At 48.3% G+C, this 23,687-nt stretch carries 17 protein-coding genes and 1 pseudogene; 15 read left to right on the forward strand and 3 right to left on the reverse strand.

All coding sequences use genetic code 11. The annotated features are described in order from the left end of the window. Window positions 1–250 precede the first annotated feature (250 nt). Window positions 251–784, forward strand: coding sequence for a hypothetical protein (locus tag BM082_RS20460; RefSeq protein ID WP_017013751.1), 534 nt, complete (start codon window positions 251–253; stop codon window positions 782–784). Window positions 785–965: 181 nt separating this feature from the next. Beyond that, window positions 966–2,606, forward strand: coding sequence for a pyridoxal-dependent aspartate 1-decarboxylase PanP (gene panP, locus BM082_RS20465; protein ID WP_074928412.1), 1,641 nt, complete (start codon window positions 966–968; stop codon window positions 2,604–2,606). Window positions 2,607–2,684: 78 nt separating this feature from the next. Here panP and BM082_RS20470 read toward each other — a convergent pair whose 3' ends face one another. From BM082_RS20470 to BM082_RS20480, 3 genes are all read right to left on the reverse strand, one after another. Beyond that, the gene (locus BM082_RS20470) at window positions 2,685–3,488 is read right to left on the reverse strand and encodes an IclR family transcriptional regulator (RefSeq protein WP_017009422.1); all 804 of its coding nucleotides are present in this window, start codon (window positions 3,486–3,488) and stop codon (window positions 2,685–2,687) included. Window positions 3,489–3,744: 256 nt separating this feature from the next. Next, complete coding sequence (locus BM082_RS20475; RefSeq protein ID WP_074928414.1) at window positions 3,745–5,484, reverse strand: cobaltochelatase CobT-related protein; 1,740 nt, start codon at window positions 5,482–5,484, stop codon at window positions 3,745–3,747. Window positions 5,485–5,486: 2 nt separating this feature from the next. Next, window positions 5,487–6,494, reverse strand: a complete 1,008-nt coding sequence (locus BM082_RS20480; RefSeq protein ID WP_017013754.1) for an AAA family ATPase — start codon at window positions 6,492–6,494, stop codon at window positions 5,487–5,489. Between the two features lie 266 nt (window positions 6,495–6,760). Here BM082_RS20480 and xsc point away from each other — a divergent pair, with 266 nt between their 5' ends. The 13 genes and pseudogenes from xsc to BM082_RS20545 all read left to right on the forward strand — a co-directional run. Next, entirely contained in the window at window positions 6,761–8,572 is a 1,812-nt protein-coding gene (gene xsc / locus BM082_RS20485; protein ID WP_017009419.1) for a sulfoacetaldehyde acetyltransferase, read from the forward strand. A gap of 113 nt (window positions 8,573–8,685) precedes the next feature. Continuing rightward, complete coding sequence (locus BM082_RS20490; protein ID WP_017009418.1) at window positions 8,686–9,093, forward strand: nuclear transport factor 2 family protein; 408 nt, start codon at window positions 8,686–8,688, stop codon at window positions 9,091–9,093. 167 nt (window positions 9,094–9,260) lie between these two features. Further along, window positions 9,261–10,712, forward strand: coding sequence for an NAD(P)/FAD-dependent oxidoreductase (locus BM082_RS20495; RefSeq protein WP_017009417.1), 1,452 nt, complete (start codon window positions 9,261–9,263; stop codon window positions 10,710–10,712). Window positions 10,713–10,960: 248 nt separating this feature from the next. Then, window positions 10,961–11,959 (forward strand): TRAP transporter substrate-binding protein, encoded by a 999-nt coding sequence (locus BM082_RS20500; protein ID WP_026024529.1) that lies wholly within the window; start codon window positions 10,961–10,963, stop codon window positions 11,957–11,959. 147 nt (window positions 11,960–12,106) lie between these two features. Further along, window positions 12,107–12,673: a TRAP transporter small permease gene (locus tag BM082_RS20505; RefSeq protein WP_074928416.1), complete on the forward strand. Its 567-nt coding sequence runs from the start codon at window positions 12,107–12,109 to the stop codon at window positions 12,671–12,673. Between the two features lie 24 nt (window positions 12,674–12,697). Continuing rightward, window positions 12,698–14,038: a TRAP transporter large permease gene (locus BM082_RS20510; RefSeq protein ID WP_074928418.1), complete on the forward strand. Its 1,341-nt coding sequence runs from the start codon at window positions 12,698–12,700 to the stop codon at window positions 14,036–14,038. 200 nt (window positions 14,039–14,238) lie between these two features. Continuing rightward, on the forward strand, window positions 14,239–15,462 hold the full coding sequence (locus tag BM082_RS20515; protein WP_017017576.1) for an ABC transporter substrate-binding protein: 1,224 nt from the start codon (window positions 14,239–14,241) through the stop codon (window positions 15,460–15,462). Then, a complete protein-coding gene (locus BM082_RS20520) occupies window positions 15,459–17,459 on the forward strand; it encodes an ATP-binding protein (RefSeq protein WP_074928420.1) in 2,001 nt (666 codons plus the stop codon). The genes BM082_RS20515 and BM082_RS20520 overlap by 4 nt, the downstream gene beginning before the upstream one ends. Then, the gene (locus tag BM082_RS20525) at window positions 17,441–18,796 is read left to right on the forward strand and encodes a sigma-54-dependent transcriptional regulator (RefSeq protein ID WP_074928423.1); all 1,356 of its coding nucleotides are present in this window, start codon (window positions 17,441–17,443) and stop codon (window positions 18,794–18,796) included. The genes BM082_RS20520 and BM082_RS20525 overlap by 19 nt, the downstream gene beginning before the upstream one ends. Window positions 18,797–18,992: 196 nt before the next feature. Then, on the forward strand, window positions 18,993–20,357 hold the full coding sequence (locus tag BM082_RS20530; RefSeq protein WP_074928425.1) for an ABC transporter substrate-binding protein: 1,365 nt from the start codon (window positions 18,993–18,995) through the stop codon (window positions 20,355–20,357). Window positions 20,358–20,478: 121 nt separating this feature from the next. Beyond that, complete coding sequence (locus BM082_RS20535; RefSeq protein ID WP_074928428.1) at window positions 20,479–22,227, forward strand: ABC transporter permease; 1,749 nt, start codon at window positions 20,479–20,481, stop codon at window positions 22,225–22,227. Between the two features lie 16 nt (window positions 22,228–22,243). Further along, complete coding sequence (locus BM082_RS20540; RefSeq protein ID WP_017009988.1) at window positions 22,244–23,320, forward strand: ABC transporter ATP-binding protein; 1,077 nt, start codon at window positions 22,244–22,246, stop codon at window positions 23,318–23,320. Window positions 23,321–23,414: 94 nt separating this feature from the next. Further along, window positions 23,415–23,687 (forward strand): annotated as a pseudogene (locus tag BM082_RS20545) (transposase); the annotation flags it as partial.

Consider the following 23,687-nt stretch of genomic DNA (forward strand, 5'->3'; position numbering starts at 1 on the left):
CAAAACGATTAACCCAAAATATACAAAGGATCCCTTAAATAAATGTATGAGGCTGTTTGTGTATGTATTCTCCTCTAGCGCTCATTTTTATTGAGATGGCAGTGAAATCACGGGGATTGTGACACTCACCTTTCTATTCGTGAAATTTTCGTTTTCAATCAGTTATCACTACCATTACCATTGCAACCATAAAAATAAATTCGTCAGCAACTTCTTTGACGATAACTCTCGACCAAAAAGGATTTGCGTAATGCGTCGTTCAGCCTTGATTCTTTTAGCCACTATGATCCCTGGAATTGCTGTCGCGAAAGACATCAACGACATGGACATGACTTGCGCCACGAATAAATACCACAATTACGTTGATGCCTCGATTTCTTGGTACGAAAGCTTGGTTGATTTAACCATTCAGAAAGACCAAAAACTGGAAGGTGTTGCCGAATGGTTTCTTGAAGGCCGCCGTAACCATTTCACCTTTAATCAAAAAGCATTTGATTACTATGTTATTAATGACCCGAGTAAGCTAAATTTTGATGCGCCTGTTGAATCATGGCTGAGCCTTTCGCAAGAGGACGTAAAAGCGTTGAGTGGTTCGACCGGCGAACTGGCAGAATCGGCAAAAACGGTTTTCGCATTCCGCCAAGGTAAAGCGCATGAAGGTAATTACGACCTGCGTTCTGCCCTTGCTGACCTGTTAAGCAACCCGAAAGAAATCGAAGTGCCGCTTCAAAAATACAACGCTGAAATGCTGTCGCTTGCTGAAACAGCATGTGATAAGTCTTAACGGTACAATCCCGTATCAGGCAGAGCGATGTCGCACTGCCTGATAGACTCGCGGTTTGAACACAAAACACCCCAATAATTCCTCGATGTGCCCCACGAATCTGGCTTTGTCCTCACCCGATGTTGTATCTTGCGAAAACATCGTGTAAATCATGCACATCAATCTTCAGAAAAGTACCCGGATGGTTAAGATTAAACAGGCAGAAGCAACACTGGAGAGCCTACATCGCATTTTTACAGTGCCTGAAGCACCGAATTCGACCCTAGGCGAGATCGAACACGCCATCTCTCAAAACCTAAATCGATTCCTGCAAGACCACATAGCAGCCACAGATTGCTCCCTCACGGAGATCGAAAAGGATTTTAATAACCCAACGATCCCCGATGCGCCCACGTTTGTTTCCGACCACACAGCATTCTTGTTAGAAAAATTGGTCGCGCAATCTGTGCATACATCGTCACCGCGCTTTATCGGCCACATGACGTCAGCATTGCCCTACTTCCTGATGCCGCTTTCCAAAATCATGATCGCGTTGAATCAGAACACAGTGAAAATCGAAACATCAAAAGCCTTTACGCCCCTTGAACGCCAAGTTCTGGGCATGTTGCACAATCTGATTTACCAGCGTAATGAGGATTTCTACCAAAGCTGGATGCACAGTGCTGCCCATTCGCTTGGTGCATTTTGCTCAGGCGGCACTATTGCCAATATCACCGCCCTTTGGGTCGCAAGAAACAGTGCACTCAAAGCTGAAGGCGATTTCAACGGTGTGGCGGAAGAAGGTTTGTTCCGCGCCATGCGTCATTATGGCTATGAAGATTTGGTGATCCTGGTGTCCGAACGTGGCCATTATTCCCTCAAGAAGTCCGCGGACGTGTTGGGCATTGGTCGAGAATCTTTAGTTGCCATCCCAACCGATGAAAACAACCGAATTTGCCTTGAGAAACTGAGCGAAAAAATCGTCGAGCTTAAAGCGAAAAACATCAAACCTTTCGCCCTTGTTGGTGTGGCAGGCACAACAGAAACGGGCAACATCGACCCGCTTGATCACATGGCTGACATTGCCGAGCGTGAAGGCATGCATTTTCATGTTGATGCCGCGTGGGGCGGTGCGAGTTTGATGTCGAATAATCAGCGACCAAAACTCAAAGGCATAGAGCGCGCTGATTCGGTCACCATTGACGCCCATAAACAACTGTATGTGCCCATGGGGGCTGGCATGGTGTTGTTCAAAGACCCCGCGTTGGTGTCTGCCATTGAGCATCACGCCGACTATATATTGCGGAAAGGCTCAAAAGACCTCGGCAGCCACACCCTTGAAGGTTCTCGCAGCGGCATGGCAATGTTGTTGTTTGCCAGCTTCAACATCATTGGACGCCAAGGTTATGAGCTTTTGATCGATCAAAGTATCGAAAAGGCCGCTTACTTTGCAGACCTTGTGGAAGCGCAGAATGACTTTGAATTGGTGAGCGCCCCAGAATTGTGTTTGATGACGTACCGCTATGTGCCACCGACGGTGAAAGCGGCGTTAAACGTCGCGTCTCCCGAACACGTCGATGCCATTCATACGTTGCTAAACGACTTAACCATCTTTATTCAAAAGCGACAGCGTGAGGCCGGACACTCATTTGTATCGCGCACGTGTTTGACGCCGAGTCAGTGGGATAGGCGTACCACCAACGTATTCCGTGTGGTGTTAGCCAATCCATTGACCACAAGAGAGATCTTACAAGCGGTATTGGATGAACAGCGAGAGATTGCCTCAACGAGCAGCATCGCCCTTCCCAAGCTACTGTCCCTTGCTGACACGTTGCTTCGTTAAGGTCTCAGCACCCAATACTCACACATAAAAAATGGCCCCTTCAGGGCCATTTTGTTTTGACTTGAACATACTCAGCACTCAGCCAGCATTATCCCAACTTTCAGCTTCAATTTTTGCCAACGCTTGGGAGGCACGCTGAAGCGCAGGAAGGAAATGTAATGCTTGTTCCGCTTTGAGACGCATGATGGGCGCTTGAATCGCAACAGCAAGGTTTGAACGACCTCGCGTTGAAGGCACCAAGACAGCAACACAAAGCAAACCCGGCAGAAATTCCTCGTTATCGATGGCATAGCCACACAAGCGTACGTTTTCTAGCTCAGTTTCTAACGCATCGACGTCTGTGAGTGTTTTCTCAGTAAATGCACTCAGTTCTACGTTATCCAGAATACGGCGACGCTGTGACGGCGTCATGCTTGCGAGAAACAGTTTCCCCGTTGCCGAGCAGTGAACCGGCACCCGAGAACCCGCGTGCAAATGAAAGCGAAGTGGCGCTTCAGTTTCAACGCGATCAACATAAACAATCTCGCCCCCAGACAGAGATGTCAGGTTACAACTCTCCCCGACTTCTTCACGCAATTGGTTTAACACCTGATGTCTTGCACTGTGCGTGGTGGAATTTAGCAGCACATTTTCTGATAAGCGGCGTAAACGCGTACCCGTGCTGTAATGACGTTCATCGCCATCTCGTTGCACAATGGCTGCACTTTCAAGCTGTTGCAGCATACGGTGGAGTGTGGGTTTTGGAATGCCCGTTTCTTCGGCTAAACCTTGCAAAGAGAAAAACTCGTCCTTACCAGCGATCAATTCCAACAAAGCAAACAAGCGCAATGTTGGCGTATCTCCATCTACCTTCGCCAAATCAGGCTGTTCTATGTTCTTCATTCTTATGATTTCCTCTGCGGTATATACCCAAACGTTCTGAAAACGCGAGGGATATACCTGTATATCAAAATCAAAATAAATAACAACTTTCACTGTTAAAAATTGAAACAGAGTTGTTAAAAGCCGCTTTGGCTGCAACGACACTCATAATAATAGAACAATTCGTTCTGATATTTTATTGAAAACATCACGAACGCAGAAAAAAGTGCGCATATATCTACGCATTTCGCTCAATGCGCTGTCGCTCTCTCCACAATTATCGGATTGACACTCTCTTCATTGATGCCGCGATTAGCGCCACGATGTCGATCAACAATCGATGATGTGGAGGGTGCGCTATGTCTAAGGCAAGGCTGTTTCGGTAGTAACGGCTTAAATCCAACCCGATGCCAAGCCCCATGATGATATCGCCAAGCTTCTCTCGTTGTTCAACCACACTTATCAAATGATTATCGAGATAAAACGCATCATTTGTGAGGTTGGTTGCCGAATCCATTGGGCAACCGTCCGAGATAACAAGCAACGCGCGTCGTGACACATCAACCTTTTGCATTCGGTTACACGCCCATTCAACCGCTTCACCATCAATGCCTTCGCGGAAAAGATCTGCTTTCATCAATGCCGCGATATTTTTTCGTCCCTGACGCCAGTGCATATCGGCATCTTTAAACACCAAGTGACATACTTCATTGAGCCGACCCGGTAATGCAGGTCTGCCCGTTGCCAACCATTTTTGGTGAGGCTTTCCGCCATTCCACGCGTTCGTCGTAAAGCCAAGCACCTCACTTGGAATGCCCGCTAAACCGAGAGAGCGTACCAATCCGTCCACCAGCAAAGTGATATTTTCTATGTGTTGACGCATTGAACCAGAGCAATCAATCAGCAGAGTGACCATGCTGTCGGGTTTGATCACGTATCGTTCTTTCATGAACAACCGTGTTTCCATGGGCGACGTGACAATCTGCGCCAATCGTCGTCCATCGATATGCCCTTCCTCTTCCCCAAACTGCCAGCCGTCGCGTTGAGGATGACTGAGATATCGCGCCAGTTTCCGCGCGATTTCTCGACAATTAATACCCAGTGTTTGAAATTGTTTATCGAGTTGGATACGAAATTCATCAAGCTGTGCCGATCGAACTAAGCTCGACGCATCCACTTCTGTATCAAATTCCCGCGTAAACACTTGATAGTGGCCATGATGCTGTTGAAATGCGGTACTGACTTCACCTAATGCAATCATTGCGTCTTCCGACAAGGCAACCTCGTCTTCGAGTAGCAAAGCAAACTCATTGATCGCACGCTCAGATTCAGATTCCTCATCTGTCTCTTCTTGGCTCTGATGAATCATGTCAGCGATGGTTTGCGCGAGCTTGAGTGCATGAACTGCGTAATCTCTCTGTGAATATGTGCACCGACGAAGGCCGGCAAGGCTTTCACCAATCAAGGGGGCAATACCCGCTCGCGTCGCTTCTATCATGTCTTCGAAATCGTCAGCAATGGGCGTCGCAAACAGACGTGTTCGCACCATTTGAATGACGGTGAAAAGCAAAATCCCAAGTCGTGATTCTGTGAGCCCTGAGCATGTTGATAATGCACACCACGCATCAAATCGATATCTAATATTTCGCTGAACACCAATGGGAGACGTGACACTGAACACCGCTTCTGTTCGATACTGCTCAAGCAAATCAAACAGCATGCGAGCAATCGGATCTTCAGGTTTAAGTGACTGATGCAACGCCTTATCACTCAACACCAGCCGCGACGCGATAGCATCAATGCGCCCACGTTGAGCCTTGAAATCAGTATCCAGATCTTGAGCCTGAAGATGGGAGGCAGTGATAGGTACAAAAACCGTATCACGGTAAAGCTGGCCAGCTTTGAGGTGTAAACCGCCATCACCAACTTCTGCACGCAGCGCCGCTGAAGACAATGCACGCATGCGCTGTTGCAGCACAGTAAAACGCGGTTGAGTTGAAGTTTGAGTCTCTGCCATCGCTAAGCTCTTGTGCCTGTATCTGTACCAGAAGATTGGGAATCGAACAGCGGACTTTGGACGATCAATTCTTCATCGAAACAACGCTGATAAAGCTCATTGAACACAGGCCATTCTGACTCATCGCATTTGTTCAGAAACGTCAGACGAAAAGCGAGTCGAACATCAGGAAAGAGTTGGTGGTTTTCCGCCCACATAATCACCGTTCTTGGCGACATCAGGGTAGAGGTATCGCCGTTCGCGAACGCTCGACGTGTTAAATTCGCAAGCGCCACCATTTGAGACACAAGTCGTTGTCCTTGTTCCGTGTTTTTAGTTGGCACTCGGGACAACACAATGGCCGCTTCGCGTTCAGGCGCAAGATAATTCAACGTGACGACAAGATTCCAACGGTCAATTTGCGCATGATTTAACGCGTGTGTCCCGTGATACAACCCCTGCAGATTCCCCAAACCCACGGTGTTTGCCGTCGCGAACAATCGGAAAGCCGCATGCGGCGTCAGCACCCGGTTTTTGTCACTCAAGGTGAGCTTGCCCTCTTTCTCCAACAAACGCTGAATAACAAACATCACGTCAGGTCGACCCGCATCGTATTCATCCAAAACAAGTGCTATCGGCCGCGTCACCGACCATGGCAGTAAACCATCTTGAAACTCCGTCACTTGTTTGCCGTCTCGAAGGACCAAGGTATCCTTCCCCACTAGGTCGAGGCGGCTAATGTGACCATCGAGGTTTATCCGCAAACATGGCCAATTTAATCGTGCCGCCACTTGCTCAATGTGCGTCGATTTACCCGTGCCGTGCATACCCTGCACCAATGTCCGTCGGTTATGAGAAAAACCCGCCAAAATCGCCAACGTCACCTCGGGGTTAAAAACGTATTTAGGGTCAATATCGGGCACAAATTCTGTGGGTGTGGAATAAGCTGGCACACGTAAATCACTGTCGATACCAAACATGTCGCGAACACAAACCTCAATGTCTGGTATGCCCATCATTTCCGTTTCCATATTTTTCTCCCTTTGCATGTCTTTCCGCCTGAATAGGGTTCAGCGAACTGATTGACAGCACAGTCTTTTCTCGTCTGACGGCAAGAAGATTTCGCCCTTTTATGCCATCGCGTTTTTCGTTTTCTCAAAAATCTGACGAATCAAATAAAGCATTCCGCTTTGTTAATTTTATGTTGACGACAGGTTTTCTTCCGTCTAGTTTTTATCAATATTCCGTTATACGAAACATTTAATTCCATTTAACGAAATATTTCAAGGAGAGAACTATGAGTGAGAAAGCGATGCGTTCCGTCGTTGAAGGCCCAACCAAGATGACCCCTTCTGAGGCGTTCGTAGAAACCTTGGTGGCGAACAATGTCACTACCATGTTCGGCATCATGGGTTCTGCATTTATGGATGCCATGGACATATTCGCGCCAGCAGGCATTCGCATGATCCCTGTTGTGCACGAGCAAGGTGCTGCGCACATGGCCGACGGATACTCACGAGTTTCAGGCAATCATGGCGTCGTTATTGGCCAAAATGGCCCCGGCATCAGTAACTGTGTGACAGCCATTGCTGCGGCATACTGGGCACACAGCCCTGTTGTCATCGTGACGCCAGAAACAGGCACCACCACAATGGGACTCGGCGGCTTTCAAGAATGTAATCAACTCCCCATGTTCCAAGAATTCACCAAATACCAAGGCCACGTCACGCACCCTTCTCGCATGGCTGAATACACAGGCCGATGTTTTGACCGCGCCATGAGTGAAATGGGCCCAACCCAATTGAACATTCCTCGCGATTATTTCTATGGCGAAGTGACGTGCGAAATTCCAAAACCCGCCCGACTCGATCGCGGTCCTGGCGGTGAAAATAGCTTGAATGAAGCGGCAGATATTCTTGCCGAAGCCAAATTCCCCGTGATCATCTCTGGTGGTGGCGTTGTGATGGCTGACGGCCTTGAAGAATGTAAGGCGCTCGCAGAACGTCTCGGCGCGCCCGTCGTAAACAGCTACCTACACAATGACTCCTTCCCCGCATCACACCCTCATTGGTGTGGCCCACTGGGCTACCAAGGGTCGAAAGCGGCGATGAAACTGTTGGCGCAAGCCGATGTGGTGATTGCACTCGGCTCTCGTTTAGGCCCGTTCGGCACCTTGCCTCAACACGGGCTCGATTACTGGCCGAAAACAGCCAAGATCATTCAAATCGATGCTGACCACAAAATGCTTGGCCTTGTGAAGAAGATTTCTGTCGGCATTTGTGGCGATGCCAAAGCGGCTGCCGTCGCACTGACTGAGCGCCTAACCGGACGCACCCTCGCCTGTGATGCGAATACCGCAGAACGTATCGCGGTGATGAAGCAAGAACAGGATGCGTGGGAGAAAGAGCTGGACGAGTGGACGCATGAAAAAGATGCATTCAGCCTCGACATGATTGATCAAAATGCCAAGGAAACGCCATTCTCTGGCGGTGAATACCTTCACCCGCGCCAAGTACTGCGCGAACTTGAAAAAGCCATGCCTGAAGACGTTATGGTTTCTACCGACATTGGTAACATTAACTCCATTGCCAACAGCTATCTGCGCTTTGAAAAACCACGCAGCTTCTTTGCGGCCATGAGCTTTGGGAACTGTGGTTACGCCTTTCCGACCATCATTGGCGCAAAAATGGCAGCGCCAGAGCGCCCTGCAGTTTCTTACGCAGGCGATGGTGCGTGGGGCATGAGCTTGATGGAAACCATGACCTGCGTGCGTCACAACATTCCCGTGACAGCCGTTGTGTTCCATAACCGCCAATGGGGTGCTGAGAAGAAAAATCAGGTCGATTTCTACAACCGTCGCTTCGTTGCCGGTGAACTTGATAACGAAAGTTTTGCAGAAATTGCCCGCGCAATGGGCGCAGAAGGCGTCACCGTCGATCGTCTAGAAGACGTTGGCCCAGCCCTTCAATCTGCCATCGACAAACAGATGAACGAAGGCAAAACCACGGTCATTGAAATCATGTGTACACAAGAATTGGGTGACCCGTTCCGCCGTGATGCACTGTCGACACCCGTGCGTTTCCTCGATAAATACAAAGACTACGTGTAAGGCTAAGGCCATCTAAGCGGGTCGAGAGCGATGTCTTCTTTCAACATCGCCTCGACACGCTTTTCACAGCCAACTAAACGGTATTTTCACCCTCTCTAAAAAGGAGTTTTAGCATGACTAACGTCGCGCCCCCAGACACGCAATCCGCCACGACGCTTGAATTTCTCGACGCTTTTTCAGCGGCATGGAACAACCACGATGTCGATGCTCTTATGTCTTTTATGGCGCCGGATTGTGTCTTTCTTACCGCTGCAGGCAGTGGCCTTCAAGGTAATACCATTTCAGGTCAAGATGCGGTGCGTGAGGCGTTTGAACAAGTGTGGAAAACCTTCCCAGATGTCGCATGGAAGGACGCAGAGCACACGATAATGCACGGTAATAAGGCCATCACCGAATCCACGTTTTGTGCGACCAAGCCAGATGGAAGCCGCATCGAAGCGCGTATGGTAGATGTATTCACCTTTAAGGACGGCAAGATACTCGTAAAAAACGCATTCAGAAAAGATCGTCCCGCTTTGTAAGTGACAATTCGACTTTGGACGGTTTAGTAAATAGCAACGCAGTGAAGCGCAACATAGTAAAAGGCAACGTAAAAAACGGCTACGTAAACGGCTGTTTCGTTAAAGGCCATGTCATAACGGCCAAGGTGTAAACACAAATAACCTGAAGAATGAACAAGGAGCGAGTCATGGATTCAGCCATCACCAAACAACCAGCTGTCGACAATGAGAATACATTTCTCGCTACCCCAGCATCCCGTGCCTATGACCCCGCGTATGATCCCCTTGTTGACCAGACGCCGGGAAATGGCCGTGAATATGCCCCGACGTATTGGATTGGCACGGCGGGTCCGGCTCCTGAAGATGATGGCCCTGTGACGGGTGACATGGATGTCGACGTGGTCATTGTTGGTTCCGGGTTTACTGGATTGACCGCCGCGATTTTTCTGGCTGAAAACTACGGCATTAAAGCGACCGTGCTGGAAGCAAACCGCACCAGCTGGGGCTGCAGCACTCGAAACGGTGGGCAAGCACAATGCGCATCTGGGCGACTAAAGCGCTCACAATGGATTCAACGTTGGGGCGTTGATACCGCCATCAAAATGCACGAAGAGTGTATGGATGGCATGGAAACCTTCAAATCGCTGATCAAAGACATTGATTGCGATCCCCAGCCCGGTGGGCATTTCTATATTGCACACCGGAGCAAAGTCATGCCATCGCTGGAGAAAGAAGCCAAACTGCTTCGCGACACCTTCAATTATGATGCGCAGATCATTGATGCCGATACCTTCAAGCGTCAATTCGTGAATGACAACGAAGCCGCCGGCGCGATGCATGAGCCGGAAGGGATTGGCGTTCACCCAGCAAAGCTCGCGTTTGGTTACTTGAAGAAAGCCCGTGCATTGGGTGTGAAGGTCCACCCTTCTAGCCCCGTCACCAGCTGGAAAACGCAGCAAGGCATTCACTATTTGAATACGCCCAACGGCGTAGTAAAGGCACGTGCAGTTGGTTTAGCCACAGGCGGTTATACGTCACAAGGGTTGCATGCTGAAGTCAAAAACCGTCTTCTGCCTATTTTGTCCAATTCCATCGTGACAAGACCACTGACGCCCGCAGAAATCGACGCCTGCAATTTCAACACAACCCAAGTGCTTACAGACACACGGGTGCTTCGCCACTACTACCGTTTGTTGCCCGATAACCGCGTGCAGATTGGTTCTCGCAGTTCGATTACCGGTTATGACGCGCCCAAGCAGCAATACGAAAACAAACTCTATGCCGATATGGTGCGGAAATTTCCCGCACTGAAAGGCATCACACTGGATTACTCCTGGTGGGGCTGGGTGGATGTCAGTCATGACATGATGCCGAGAATCGTCCAACCCAACGAAAACGAAAGCATCTACTACGCACTCGGTTACGGCGGCAATGGTGTGATGTATTCCGCTCAAGCAGGTAAGCGTTTAGCCCAATGGATTGCAGGCGATAAGTCCGAATTGAATTTGCCTATTTTTCAATCTCGACTGCCCTATCCCAACGTTCAAAACATCATCGAATCTGAATACCTCGCCCCGTTCCGTCGAATGGGTCAGCGGTTTCTGTATCGTTGGTATCACCTAAAAGACGAAATCATTTAGCGCGTCGCGAGCGACGAGAAACGCACACGGATTTCGTTATTTATTTCTTCATTGATTCTGATGTGACACATCACTTTTAGACACATTTTTTCGATTTATTGCGCTAATAAAATCACAGCCATAAAGACCGCCATGAGCGCGGCCCAAAAGAGCTGAACACACAGAGATAGTAAGATCAGCCCGACATATTTCGGACTGCAACGCCCTAGAAAAATGAAGATAGTTCATTCACTCAAGAGGTTGTAAGCATGAAACTTATTAGACGCAATGTACTCGCAATCGTCTCCGCAGTTTGCGTAGCATTTCTCTCTCCGCAACTCGCGGCGAAGACATTTAAAATGGCATTAGGTGACGCCGCAGGCGGCACACAATGGGAGCTTGGCGAAACCTTCGCCGAGACGCTCAAGGAAAAAACAGATGGTAAGGTGACTGTCGATTTATTCCCCAACGGGCAACTCGGCACAGAGCAAGACACAGTAAACAATGCCGCCATTGGTTTATTGGATTTTTCTGTACTGGCGATCAATAACGTCACTCCCTTCTCTCCGACAGTCGGCTTGCTCACCATGCCTTATGTCATCCAGTCCGCGGCGGAAGCAAAGCTGCTTACGCAAGGCGACATTGGTAAAGAGTTGGTGGACAACACCCTGCGCGATGCGGGTGTACGCATTGTCGGTTGGGCGTATTCTGGTTTTCGTGTGCTGACCAATTCGAAGCGCCCGGTCAGAACCCCTGAAGATTTGAAAGGCATGGTCATTCGCGTACCCCGCAATGAAATCATGATTGCGTCTTATCAAGCACTCGGCGTGAACCCAACACCCATGGCGTGGTCTGAAACATTTACTGGACTTCAACAAGGCGTGGTGGATGGACAAGACAATCCCTACATCACCATTGCTGCAATGAAATTCAACGAAGTACAGAAATACGTCACCAACATTCGCTACATCTTCTCCCTTGAACCACTCATTGTCAGCGAAGCCGTTTTCCAAGAGCAATCCCCTGAGATTCAGAAAGCCATTTTGGAAGCGGGCCAAGCCGCTACCGAGCATAGCTATGAGTTCTTACTTGCCACCGAAGACCGTATAAAGAAAGACCTTGCGGCGAAAGGCATGGAGATCACTGAGCCTGCGAACAACGAAAAGGAATGGATCGACAGCATTACAACGGTGGTTTGGCCGAAGTTCTACGAGAGCATTGGCGGTAAAGAAAAGCTGGATAACGCCTTAAACCTGCTCGGCAGATAAATGCGTTGGCGAGCATCAGCAGCCAAACACGCTGTTGATGCTGTCACGACAGTTCGACCATGATGTCGATAACTGATCACGCCTACCTCAACCCGCACCCCGTTCTTGGTGCGGGTCACTATTCAATACTTGAAGTTCGAGAAAGCCATGTCTGTGATCGTTAAGGTGCGAAACCACCTAAACAGAATCGAGGAATACACCTGTTGTTTGTTATTGGCCGTGTTTGTCACGCTTCTGTTTTCTCAAATCCTGCTACGTCAATTCTTTCAATACTCAATCCCGTGGGGCGATGAGGTCGCGACGTATCTGTTCGTTTGGTTTACGTATTTAGGTGCGGTTGTTGCCGCCAAAATGTCTGCCCACAATCGCGTTAGTTTTCACTTTAAGTTCTTCCCACCCGTGGTAAAAACCGTGTGCGAAACCATCGCAGATCTCTTGTGGATAGCGTTTAACCTCTACTTTGTGTATCTAAGCTATGACTTTGTTTTCAATAAAATGAACCTGTTCTGGAAGTCACAAACAACAGGTATTCCGATGAAGTATTTCTACCTTATCTTACCTATCGCTTTCTTTCTTATGTCGATTCGCATTCTCTGGAACATGATTGACCGCATTAAAGGCGTAGAGCATGACGATCCTGAAGCAGAAGAAATCAGAAAGCTTCAGCGTGAAAGAAATGAAAATGATGCCAAAAACGGTGAATCCCACTCATAGCCACAAAACAAGGAGGAAATTGCCATGGAAGCCTATTTAACGCTCATCTTATTTGGCGGTTTCTTAGCACTATTGATACTTGGTGCGCCCATTACCGTGTCATTGGCTGGCGCAGCGATGGCAGCCTATTTGATTTTAGATAAAAACCCCATCGCCCTCGTACAAATCGCCTTTACCTCCGTGGGTAACTTCCCGCTCATGGCGCTGCCGTCGTTTGTGCTTGCTGGTGCGCTCATGGAAGCGTCTGGTATTTCCAAACGGCTTGTGGACATTGCCGAAAACATGGCCGGTCCTGTTACTGGCGGTCTTGGTGCAGCAACGGTTTTTGCATGCCTGTTCTTCGGCGCAATTTCAGGCTCAGGCCCAGCAACCACTGCAGCGGTGGGCATGTTGATGATCCCTGCCATGGTGAAACGCGAATATGAACCCAGTTATGCATCTGCCGTAACAGCAGCCAGTGGTGGCTTAGGCATTATCATTCCCCCCTCAATTCCAATCGTGATTTTCGGCATCGCCGCCATGGGGCTCATGGCACCGCCAGAGGCCATCGCCTTGCATGGGCAGTTTGATACTGTCTCTATTCCAAAGCTGTTTATTGCAGGGGTGATACCAGGGTTGATCATGGCATCCACCCTACTCATTACCAATTACGTCATCTCGAAAAAGCGTGGCTATAAGGGGTTGATTGAAGCCTGGTCAACGGATGACATTAATGCATCTCTTCGACGCGGCATTTGGTCAATTCTAGCCCCTTTTCTGATCCTCGGCGGCATCTACAGCGGCATCTTCACGCCGACAGAATCCGCGGTGGTGGCTATTTTCTACTCCCTGTTTGTTGGCTTTTTCCTGCACAAAGAATTGAAGTTCAAAAACGTGCTGAAATCCCTCACCACCACCACGTGGATAACAGGTCGAGTGCTGCTGATTTTGTTCGCCGCCACGGTATTTGGTCGCTTGTTAATAGAGCAGCGTATTCCAGTTCATGTTGCTGATGCGTTATTGAGCGTGACGGACAATATGTATTTGGTATGGGCATTAACCATCATGTTATTGCTGTTCATTGGCATGTTCATGGAAACCCTTGCCGCCATTATGATCATCGTGCCAGTGCTACTGCCCATCATGTATATGTTGGGTGCTGACCCAACCCATGTTGGCATCGTGATTGTTTGTACCTTGTCGATTGGCTTTGCCACACCGCCATTGGGGGAGAACATATTTGTGGCATCAGGGATTGGCGGCTCAACGGTTGAACAGATCACCGCACGCATTCACCCCTTCGTGTTGGCTTCAGTCGTCGGCGTGTTCATCATTGCGTTCTTCCCATCATTGACACTCTGGTTGCCCAACCTAGTAAGCGGCTAGCGCCGTGGAGTAACGTCAAAATAAGCAACAATAAAAGAAGCAAACGGTTCTCACACTGAGAATCGTTTCGTTTTTTACACCACACTTCCACGCCAATCAATGGGCCGACACAATTCAGCACCTCACAACTTTACGTTTCTTTTTTGTTAAATTTTACAATCTTAAAGATACTAAATGCAGGTGTGGTTTGGAGTGTTTTCATGTGGTATCCAATTCGTGTGTTCTTTCTGTCGTTGTTGATTATTGGCACAGCTCAGGCAAGCAACGGGGCTAACCCAGTCAATGCAACATCGACCATAGTGATCCTCACTTCGTTCCCTGAAAGTTTTTACACACCGATCAAACAGGCTTTTGAGCGCACACACCCTGATATTTCACTTCGGGTATTAAACAAGAAAACGCCCGCACTTATTCAGCACCTCAATCAACGCCGATCTCCATTTGCAGACATGGTATGGATGTCATCATCAGATGCGATGGCAACCTTAAAAGCCAGTGGCGCCATTCAACAACCACTCACGTTTGCTTGGTCTCAATTTGGTTTTTTCTGGCACCAAGAAAAACTTCAATCATTGGGGATATCTGCACCCAATAGATGGGAAGATCTTTTGCATCCCAACTTCATTGATCAAATTGCCATTAGCGCCCCTTCGCGATCTGGCACAAACCACCTACTTATCGAAATCATCCTTCAACAATATGGCTGGGAAAAAGGTTGGGCATACCTCAATCAATTGGGAGGAAACCTTGCCACGGTCACGGCGAGAAGCTTCGGCGTGAGAGAAGGTGTCATAAAACAACGATTCACCGTGGGACCAGTTGTCGATTTTTTCTATCGCAGTGCCGTTGCAGAGGGGTACCCAGTTGGATTCCAACCAGTGCCGAATACCCCGTTAATCCCTGCGCAAATCGCCATGACAAATAGAGAAAACCAATCTACTTCGAGTCAGGTATTTGTGGACTTTCTGCTCTCTAATCAAGGGCAAAGCCTACTTTCTTTGCCCAATGTTAATCGCATCACCCTTGAGCAAGGACGCGCCATCGCATCAACGATGCCAACGCCAGTATTTGACCCCTTCCTGTCGGCAATACGCTATCAAACGGTAAACGCACTCTTTGATGAAGTGGTGACAAACCGCTTGCCTGAATTGCACAGTTTTTGGCAAAAATGGGCGCTGATCAATACACAAGCACTCTCAGTCAAAGACCGTAAATCACTGAACGCCATCTACCAACAAGCAACACAAATGCCCGTACATAATGAAGGTGCATCGGATGAGAAGTTTAACAATGTCCTTGATGCCAATAAAAAATACACCGCGAGCTTTCAATCTCTTACTGAGACTTGGCGACAACAACTGCATCGAAACCTGACGGACGCAAATGCAGGGTTGGATGCATTGCTTTACAAGGATGTCGAATGAAGAAACGGCACAGTATTGCCACCCGCATCTTTGGCTTATTTGTCCTGCTAAGCTTGCTGTCAGGTGGGGTCGTATTATCCAATTCCGTGTCATTTCAGCATTTAGCAAACCGCTCGCAGTCATTAATTGATGAACAACTCCCAATCCTTGTCTCCGCCGCGAAAGTTGCGCAAATTGGCGGCGTCATTACCACTGATGCAACCAATCTGGCGCTGGCTAAAAGTGAAGAAGCACTGCATCGCGCCCAAGACAGTCTCACTAACTCATTACCTAAACTCGCCCTCCTCGCTGATTCAAGTGCGGTGAGCCGACGCAGTACAGAGTTCTCATTACTTCTCCAGCGGCTGTCAGAAAACATTGAGAGCATTTATCGGAACACAGAAACCAAACTAAAAATTCAAGCGATTCAAAGGCAACGTCGACAACAACTGCACTGGCTTCAAATTGATTTCGTAGAGGAAGTCACACCGTTGACGACAGAAAGCCAGTACAACATGAATCTGCTGCTTGAAAAATTGGCGCAGCAACAGACCTTGTCTGAACGCGAGTTTCGCGCACTGCGTCTAGCATCAAATGCGCAGTCACAATTGCTAAAGCTGGAAGCCGATGTGAACTTGGTGCTTGATCTGCTTCAGCGGGTTTCTTTGTTTTCTGACAAAAATGACATCCTCACGGCGCAGAGTGTGATTGACGAAACCCTGTTAGAAGTGAATCGACAAATACTCTCTCTTGCCTCGCTTCCAAGCACAGTGACCATCCGCCAAATAGCCGAGCAAGTTGATGAGCTAACGTCCGGCCCAGGGAACGCCATCGCGCAAAGCTTGGAAGTGTTAACGTTGGATAAAAAAAACCAGCTTTTACTTTCTGAAAACCAAGCATTTATAGGCAATGTCAGGCTAATCATCAAAGACGCCGTGTCTTTTGCTGAACAACAAAATGCTGACACGGCGGAAGAACTTGGACGTGTCATCGAAAATAGTGGTCGACAGTTAAACTTCACCTTAATCGGTATTGTCATTCTGACGTTAATCGTGGGTGGGTATCTTAGAAACCAAGTATTAAATCGACTATCACACGTGCTACGAAGCATGCGACACCTTGCCAATGGTGAATTGCAGCCTCCCATCGCGATTTCAGGCAAAGACGAGGTCAGTTCATTGGCCAACGCCACCAATATCTTCAACGAACAAGCGCAGCAAGTCAGAGATAACACCCGCATGCTGGAAGAGAAGAACCAGCAACTTACCGACGAGATCCTGCAACGCAAACAGGCTGAACAAACCCTGAAAGACACGCAGGAAGAATTGGTGCAAGCCGCCAAGCTCGCGGTATTAGGGCAACTTACATCCGGGATCGTTCATGAGTTTAGCCAACCGCTCACCGCGATTCGTTCGAACACCTACCTGGTCGAGCAATACATTGAAAAGAGTCGGCTCCCAGAAGCGAAAGAAAAGCTTTTTCGCATTAACCAAATTACAGATCGCGCGACAAATCTGTGCCAGCACTTAAAATCGTTTGCACGGAAAACAGACGACGTAACGCAGCCCACTCACGTCGTCACAGTATTGAAAAATGCCCTTGACCTGTTTAGCGGGACACTGCCTGAGCATTGGGTTGATATCGATGTGCCAGACAACCTCTACGTTTCTGCAAACGATATTCGCCTTGAACAGGTTTTTGTCAACTTGCTCAGCAACTGCATCGATGCCATTGCATCCCGCCAACAGACAGAAACCTTTTCACCGCAGATAAACATACGTATTGGGAGCACAACAACGTATCAGGTCATTCATATATCAGATAACGGATGCGGAATGGATGCGTCATCGCACTCACAGGTTTTCGAGCCGTTTTTTACCACAAAAGACGTCGGTGATGGACTTGGGTTAGGCATGTCCATCACCCATAACATCATTCAGGATTTTGGCGGTAGCATCACTATTCAATCCAAATTGGGCCAAGGAACGGAGGTCATTTTATGTCTCAAGCCAGTGTAGTATTGGTCGAAGATGACACGGCATTAAGAGAAAGCCTTACCGAGATATTGGAATTACAAGATTTTAGTGTCACAGCATTTTCATCGGCTGATCAAGCGTTGCCCACACTCCAGTACAACAGCCATTGTGTGGTTATCTCCGACATTCGTATGCCAAATATGGATGGCATAACTTTTCTCAAACATTTACAACAACTGGACGCAGAATTACCCGTCATTCTGATTTCAGGCCATGCAGATATAGAAACCGCATTGGCGTGCATAAAGCTTGGTGCATTTGATTTCGTAGAAAAGCCGCTGCGCCCCGAACACTTGCTCGGCCTCACCACAAAGGCGATGCAACACCGCCTACTCACACTCGAAAACCGCAGACTTCGTCAAAATACACCCCAACACGTTTCTCTCGACGAGGTATTGATCGGCCAATCTGACGCCATGCAGAAACTCAAACAGCGCTTGATCACGCTGGCCAATGCTGACGTGAACATTGTTATCAATGGCGAAACAGGCACAGGCAAGGAAAAGGTCGCCAGGGCATTGCACAACGAATCAGTGCGAAAAGAAAAACCCTTTGTCGCAATAAACTGCGGGGCCATGCCTGAGAACTTAATTGAATCTGAACTATTTGGCCATGAAGCTGGCAGCTTTACGGGAGCAAGCAAAAAACGCATTGGCAAAATTGAACATGCATCAGGCGGCACCCTGTTCCTCGATGAAATTGAAAGCATGCCATTATCGGCACAAATTCGTCTGCTTCGCGTCCTACAAGAAGGAGAACTGGAACGCGTAGGCAGCAACCAGACGGTTCGCGTTGATCTTAAGGTACTCGCTGCGGCGAAAGGTGATCTCTTTGCATTATCACAACGAGAAGCTTTTCGGCAGGATTTGTACTATCGGCTCAATGTTGCATCGATTGACATCCCACCACTCAGGGAACGTAAAACCGATATTCCTCTGCTATTGAGTCATTTTATTCACGAAGCAGAGCAGCGACTCGGGCAAAAGGCCCCACCTCTCACCTCCGTGCACTTTCAACACCTTATGATTCATGACTGGCCGGGTAATGTCAGAGAGCTCATGAATGAATCAGACAGAATCGTATTGGGAATTTCTGACCTCATTTTCACTGGCAACCCCGCATCATGCCAAAGCTTGTCTCATCAATTGGCGCAGTTTGAATTGTCCGTGCTTCACCATATGCTCCTGTTATGCAAAGGGCACATTGGAGAGGCAGCAGAACATTTGGACATTCCTAGGAAAACCCTTTACCTCAGAATGAAGAAGTACGGGATTAAAAAGGATAATTATTTAAACAATGACGAAGAAAGCGCTGAATGACCATCAAAATGAATAGGTCATTAATGACCTATTCATTGATCACATTAACCTTCAATTGACCTATCCCAGAACCAACAGGAAAAATAAGCCATTGTAATTAATGGACTTTACCCACTTCCACTTATGGCACGCCATTTGTAATACCTCTTTTGGGACACAGGAATTCTCCTACCCTCAGGAAAAAATGGAGTGCTTTATGCAGAACAAGCCACATCAAGGACTGACCATAGGTCGTAAGGTATCAACGCTGGCAAGTATGTTGATACTCGCCTTCACCAGTAGCCAAGTGTTTGCAATGTCAGATAAAAATCTCGTCATCGTGACGTCTTTCCCGAACGACGTTACCGACGTGTATAAATCAGCCTTCGAGAAAAAGTATCCCGACATCAGTGTCGAAGTGCTTTCTAAGAAAACCACTGCAGGCATCAAGTACCTACAAGAAACATCGTCAAATAATAAGTCAGACATTTTTTGGGCATCTGCACCAGATGCGTTTGAAGTGCTCAAGGACAGCAATCTCTTAGCAATGTACCAATCTTCTGTCTCTGGGATTCCCGAAAAAGTCGGTACCTTTCCCATCAATGATCCCGATGGTTTCTACAAAGGGTTCGCGCTATCGGGTTACGGCATGATGTGGAACGAACGTTATATGAAAGCCAAGAAACTCCCTATCCCTAAGGAGTGGCAAGACCTTTCAAAGCCCGTTTATCACAAACATGTTGGTATGTCGGCCCCCTCACGTTCCGGTACCACCCATTTAACCGTAGAGGCCATTTTGCAAGGTGAAGGATGGCAAGAGGGTTGGAACACCCTTAAGTCTATTTCGGGTAACTTCAAAACGGTCACAGAGCGAAGCTTTGGTGTGCCTGATGGCGTCAACAGTGGCTCATTCGGGGTTGGTATCGTCATCGATTTCTTTGGGTTATCTTCCAAAGCAACGGGCTTTCCGGTGGATTTCCACTACCCTACCGTCACGGCATTGGTGCCTGCAAACGTCGGTAAAGTGAAAAACGCACCCAACGACGAAGCCGCCAGTGCATTTATTGATTTTCTTCTTTCCGAAGAAGGGCAAAAACTCCTCCTCGACAAGAAAATCCAGCGTCTCCCTGTTAACCCAGCGGTATATGCAAGCACCCCGGAAGGTTTTCCTAACCCGTTCACAGGGCAAAAACTCGGCACAGTCGATTTTGACCTTGGTTTATCAAAGTCACGCTACAACGTCGTAAACAGCCTGTTTGATGTCATGATCACTTACCGTTTAGACGAACTGCGCGACGCCACGAAAGCCATTCAAGACGCGGAAGCAAAAGCCAAAGGTACGAGCAATGAAAAAGCCCTCGCCTTGATAGCTGAAGCAAAACAACTCATCAACACATTACCTATCACCGCGGAGCAAGCATCCGACCCTGACTTTGTCAGTATCTTCACGAAGAAACGCAAAAAAGCATCAGACAAAGTTGGCGCTCGCCAGGCTGAAATTGAACAAGCTTGGGATAACCAAGTCATTGCGAATTACGAGCGCGCGACAGAGCTCGCCGAAAAAGCGTCTGACATCCTTTAACCCTCATCGACCTTTCGCATTACTCACGGGACTGCAGTGTTTTTCGCAGTACCGTGAGCATTGCGGCATTAAGGAAGATCGCAGTACATGGAAGGTCTTTCCTTAGAAAATGGAGTCTTTAATGCGTAGCGTTTCTCTTACCCAAGCGAACAAACCGAGACGGAATAGTTTCTCCGGATTGTTAAAAAAAGCCCGCGACGATTGGGCGCTGTACCTCAGTGCAATCATCATCGCACTGTTTGTTATCATTTTTCTTTTTGTGCCCGTCATCAAAGTGATTTTTGTTGCCTTCCAAGATCAGGACGGCGCATTAACCTTAGTAAATTTTCAAGATTTCTTCGGCTCGAGTTTATTCCGAGAGTCATTTTTCAATTCATTTTATGTCGCGTTCATGTCGGTGATTGTTGCTTCAATCATCGCGATGCCACTCGCCTATTTCACCAGTCGATTTCAATTTCGTGGCACGGTACTCATCCAAACATTGGGTATCGTCCCCTTAATCATGCCGCCCTTTATAGGGGCGGTTGCCATGCAATTGTTATTCGGCGAAAACGGCACCATGAATTTGCTCTTGGACGAATACTTTGGCTTTACCATTCCGATCATGGAAGGGTTAAACGGGGTTATTTTTGTCCAAAGTGTTCACTATTTCCCTTTCATTCTCATCAATCTTTCGGCAGCGCTTCAAAACATTGATCGCTCAATGGAAGAGTCCGCCCAATCTCTCGGTTCATCGGGCCTTCGCTTATTCAGAAGGATCGTGTTCCCGCTTGCCATGCCGGGTTATGTGGCAGGGGCATCGCTGGTTTTTGTTAAAGTCTTCGATGATCTGGGCACCCCTCTACTGCTCAACGTAAACAACATGCTCGCGCCACAGGCCTATTTGCGTATTTCATCCGTCGGTATTTCTGATCCGATGGGGTACGTCATTTCTGTCATTTTGGTGGCGTTTTCAGTGTTTGCGCTCTGGGTATCCTTTCAAGCATTAAAAGGCAAAGACTATTCAACCAGTCAAAAAGGCGGTGGCGGCTTGTCTAAGCGTGAGCTTCGCCCTATGGAGAAAGTCGGCTGTTATGCAGTTATCGGCTTGATTTTAATGCTGGTACTCGCTCCACACTTTGCACTATTGCTGCTCTCTTTTGGCACCATTTGGAGCTTTAGCCCACTGCCAGACGCCTTTACGATTGATCACTACACCACCGCCATCACCCAGGCTTCCGAATTTATTACCAATACCCTGCTGTATGCAGGCTTAGCTGGATTGATCGATGTGATCCTAGGAACCGCAATTGCTTACTTGGTGTGGCGCACCAAAATCGCGGGGAGAAAATGGCTCGATTTCGGCGCAATGGCTGCTCTCGCCGTTCCTGGCGTCGTACTAGGCATTGGCTATCTGCGCACGTTTTATGACGTTGAATTACCGATTATCGGCACCTCCATGGCGACATGGTGGGGGATCATTGTTATAGCACTGTCGGTTCGCCGCCTGCCCTATGCATTGCGATCTTGCGTCGCCGCCCTGCAACAGGTGAGTCCGTCGTTTGAAGAAGCATCCGATAACCTCGGGGCAACACGTGCCACCACTATTCGCCGAATCGTCATACCGCTGATGGCTGCGGGGATCCTCGCGGGGTTTGTTACAGCTTTCGCCACTGCCGCCGTGGAGCTATCAGCCACCATCATGCTGGTAGCAAAAGAATCAGATGCGCCCTTGGCATATGGACTTTATCTGTTCATGCAAAGTGCCTCAGGACGAGGTCCTGGCGCTGCGTTAGGTGTCATTGCGGTTGTCATCGTGGGTTTAGCCACTTACCTGTCCCATACCATCGTTGAACGTACCCGCCAAGCCCACGGCGAGAAATCGCACTAAGAACAAGGAGTCACTCATGCAATTAGACAGTCATCAGCAAGTCGGCATTACCATTCAGAATTTAACGCTCGCGTTTGGCGAAACCGAGGTACTTAAAGGCATCAATCTTGATATCAAACCCGGTGAGTTTTTTGCTTTTCTCGGTCCTTCAGGCTCGGGCAAGTCAACGCTACTTAGGGCAATCGCAGGGTTTGGCCCTGAACCACAAGGCGAGATTTTGTTGGGTAACGAGAACATTAATGCTCTGCCTCCTTGGCGGCGCAATGTAGGGATGGTCTTTCAAAGTTATGCGCTTTGGCCGCATATGACAGTGCGCCAGAATGTTGCATACGGTCTCGAAGAACGCAAGGTTCCACAAGCCCAAATCAAAAGCCGTGTGGACGACGCCCTCAACCTTGTAGGTCTCTATCACCTCGCGGAACGTCGCCCATCTCAGTTATCCGGCGGGCAACAACAGCGTGTGGCTATCGCACGGACCGTTGTGGTTGAGCCTCGCGTTTTGCTCTTGGACGAACCGCTCTCAAACCTAGATGCAAATTTGCGTGAACAAATGCGAAGAGATTTATTAGAGCTCCAACGTCAGCTTGGCCTAACCACCATATTTGTTACCCACGATCAGGAAGAGGCAAACACCATATCTGATCGTATTGCAGTCTTAGATCAGGGCGTGATTCAGCAAGTTGGCCCTCCAATGGAGCTCTACGACAATCCCTCAAACAAGTTTGTTGCGGATTTTCTTGGTACAGCCAACGTGCTCCATGGCGCCACTCGCCATACCGAGTGCGATTCAATCTTCGAAACAAGTTCGGGGATTTGCTTTCCTTATCACAGCAAATTGGAGGGGAATATTTCGCTCGTATTTAGGCCACAAAGTCTCGAGTTTGCATCAAGCGCTACCAAACCCAACGCGATTTTGTTGGATGGCACCGTAAAACATCGTGAATTTTTGGGGAACTTGGTGCGCTACGGCATTGATGTGGGCGGTCAAACATTAATGGTTGATGACCCACACCGTCGCGGGGCAAGGCACTTCGAGAATGGGTCAAAAATCCAATTGTCGTTACAACCAGATGAAATTGTTGAGCTTCGTTAAGTAACCAACAACTCCGCCAAAATATAAAGAGTGAATAGCCACCGACTTGATAGACACCCCTGAGTTAGACATTATGACTAACAGAGAGGTGTTTATGAGTGGTAAGAGATTTCCAGAAGAATTCAAAATTGAAGCGGTAAAGCAGGTCACCGAAAAAGGCCACCGTGTCGCGGATGTTGCCCATCGTTTAGGGACAACAACGCACAGCCTATATGCGTGGATAAAACGCTACGGCCCTGATGCTTCTCATCATCAAGCCAAGTCTGATGAAAGCGAAGAAATTCGTCGCCTCAAAAAGGAGCTGAAACGCGTCACAGAAGAGCGCGACATATTGAAAAAAGCCGCGGTGTACTTCGCAAGCCAGTCC

The sequence above is a fragment of the Enterovibrio norvegicus DSM 15893 genome (assembly GCF_900115495.1).
Taxonomy (GTDB): Bacteria; Pseudomonadota; Gammaproteobacteria; order Enterobacterales; family Vibrionaceae; genus Enterovibrio; species Enterovibrio norvegicus.

What these genes read in the sequence shown, in the direction of transcription:
- BM082_RS20460 (WP_017013751.1), top strand. Translation starts at nt 251, where the DNA reads ATGCGTCGTTCAGCCTTGATTCTTTTAGCCACTATGATCCCTGGAATT.
- panP (WP_074928412.1), top strand. Translation starts at nt 966, where the DNA reads ATGGTTAAGATTAAACAGGCAGAAGCAACACTGGAGAGCCTACATCGC.
- BM082_RS20470 (WP_017009422.1), bottom strand. Translation starts at nt 3,488, where the DNA reads ATGAAGAACATAGAACAGCCTGATTTGGCGAAGGTAGATGGAGATACG.
- BM082_RS20475 (WP_074928414.1), bottom strand. Translation starts at nt 5,484, where the DNA reads ATGGCAGAGACTCAAACTTCAACTCAACCGCGTTTTACTGTGCTGCAA.
- BM082_RS20480 (WP_017013754.1), bottom strand. Translation starts at nt 6,494, where the DNA reads ATGGAAACGGAAATGATGGGCATACCAGACATTGAGGTTTGTGTTCGC.
- xsc (WP_017009419.1), top strand. Translation starts at nt 6,761, where the DNA reads ATGAGTGAGAAAGCGATGCGTTCCGTCGTTGAAGGCCCAACCAAGATG.
- BM082_RS20490 (WP_017009418.1), top strand. Translation starts at nt 8,686, where the DNA reads ATGACTAACGTCGCGCCCCCAGACACGCAATCCGCCACGACGCTTGAA.
- BM082_RS20495 (WP_017009417.1), top strand. Translation starts at nt 9,261, where the DNA reads ATGGATTCAGCCATCACCAAACAACCAGCTGTCGACAATGAGAATACA.
- BM082_RS20500 (WP_026024529.1), top strand. Translation starts at nt 10,961, where the DNA reads ATGAAACTTATTAGACGCAATGTACTCGCAATCGTCTCCGCAGTTTGC.
- BM082_RS20505 (WP_074928416.1), top strand. Translation starts at nt 12,107, where the DNA reads ATGTCTGTGATCGTTAAGGTGCGAAACCACCTAAACAGAATCGAGGAA.
- BM082_RS20510 (WP_074928418.1), top strand. Translation starts at nt 12,698, where the DNA reads ATGGAAGCCTATTTAACGCTCATCTTATTTGGCGGTTTCTTAGCACTA.
- BM082_RS20515 (WP_017017576.1), top strand. Translation starts at nt 14,239, where the DNA reads ATGTGGTATCCAATTCGTGTGTTCTTTCTGTCGTTGTTGATTATTGGC.
- BM082_RS20520 (WP_074928420.1), top strand. Translation starts at nt 15,459, where the DNA reads ATGAAGAAACGGCACAGTATTGCCACCCGCATCTTTGGCTTATTTGTC.
- BM082_RS20525 (WP_074928423.1), top strand. Translation starts at nt 17,441, where the DNA reads ATGTCTCAAGCCAGTGTAGTATTGGTCGAAGATGACACGGCATTAAGA.
- BM082_RS20530 (WP_074928425.1), top strand. Translation starts at nt 18,993, where the DNA reads ATGCAGAACAAGCCACATCAAGGACTGACCATAGGTCGTAAGGTATCA.
- BM082_RS20535 (WP_074928428.1), top strand. Translation starts at nt 20,479, where the DNA reads ATGCGTAGCGTTTCTCTTACCCAAGCGAACAAACCGAGACGGAATAGT.
- BM082_RS20540 (WP_017009988.1), top strand. Translation starts at nt 22,244, where the DNA reads ATGCAATTAGACAGTCATCAGCAAGTCGGCATTACCATTCAGAATTTA.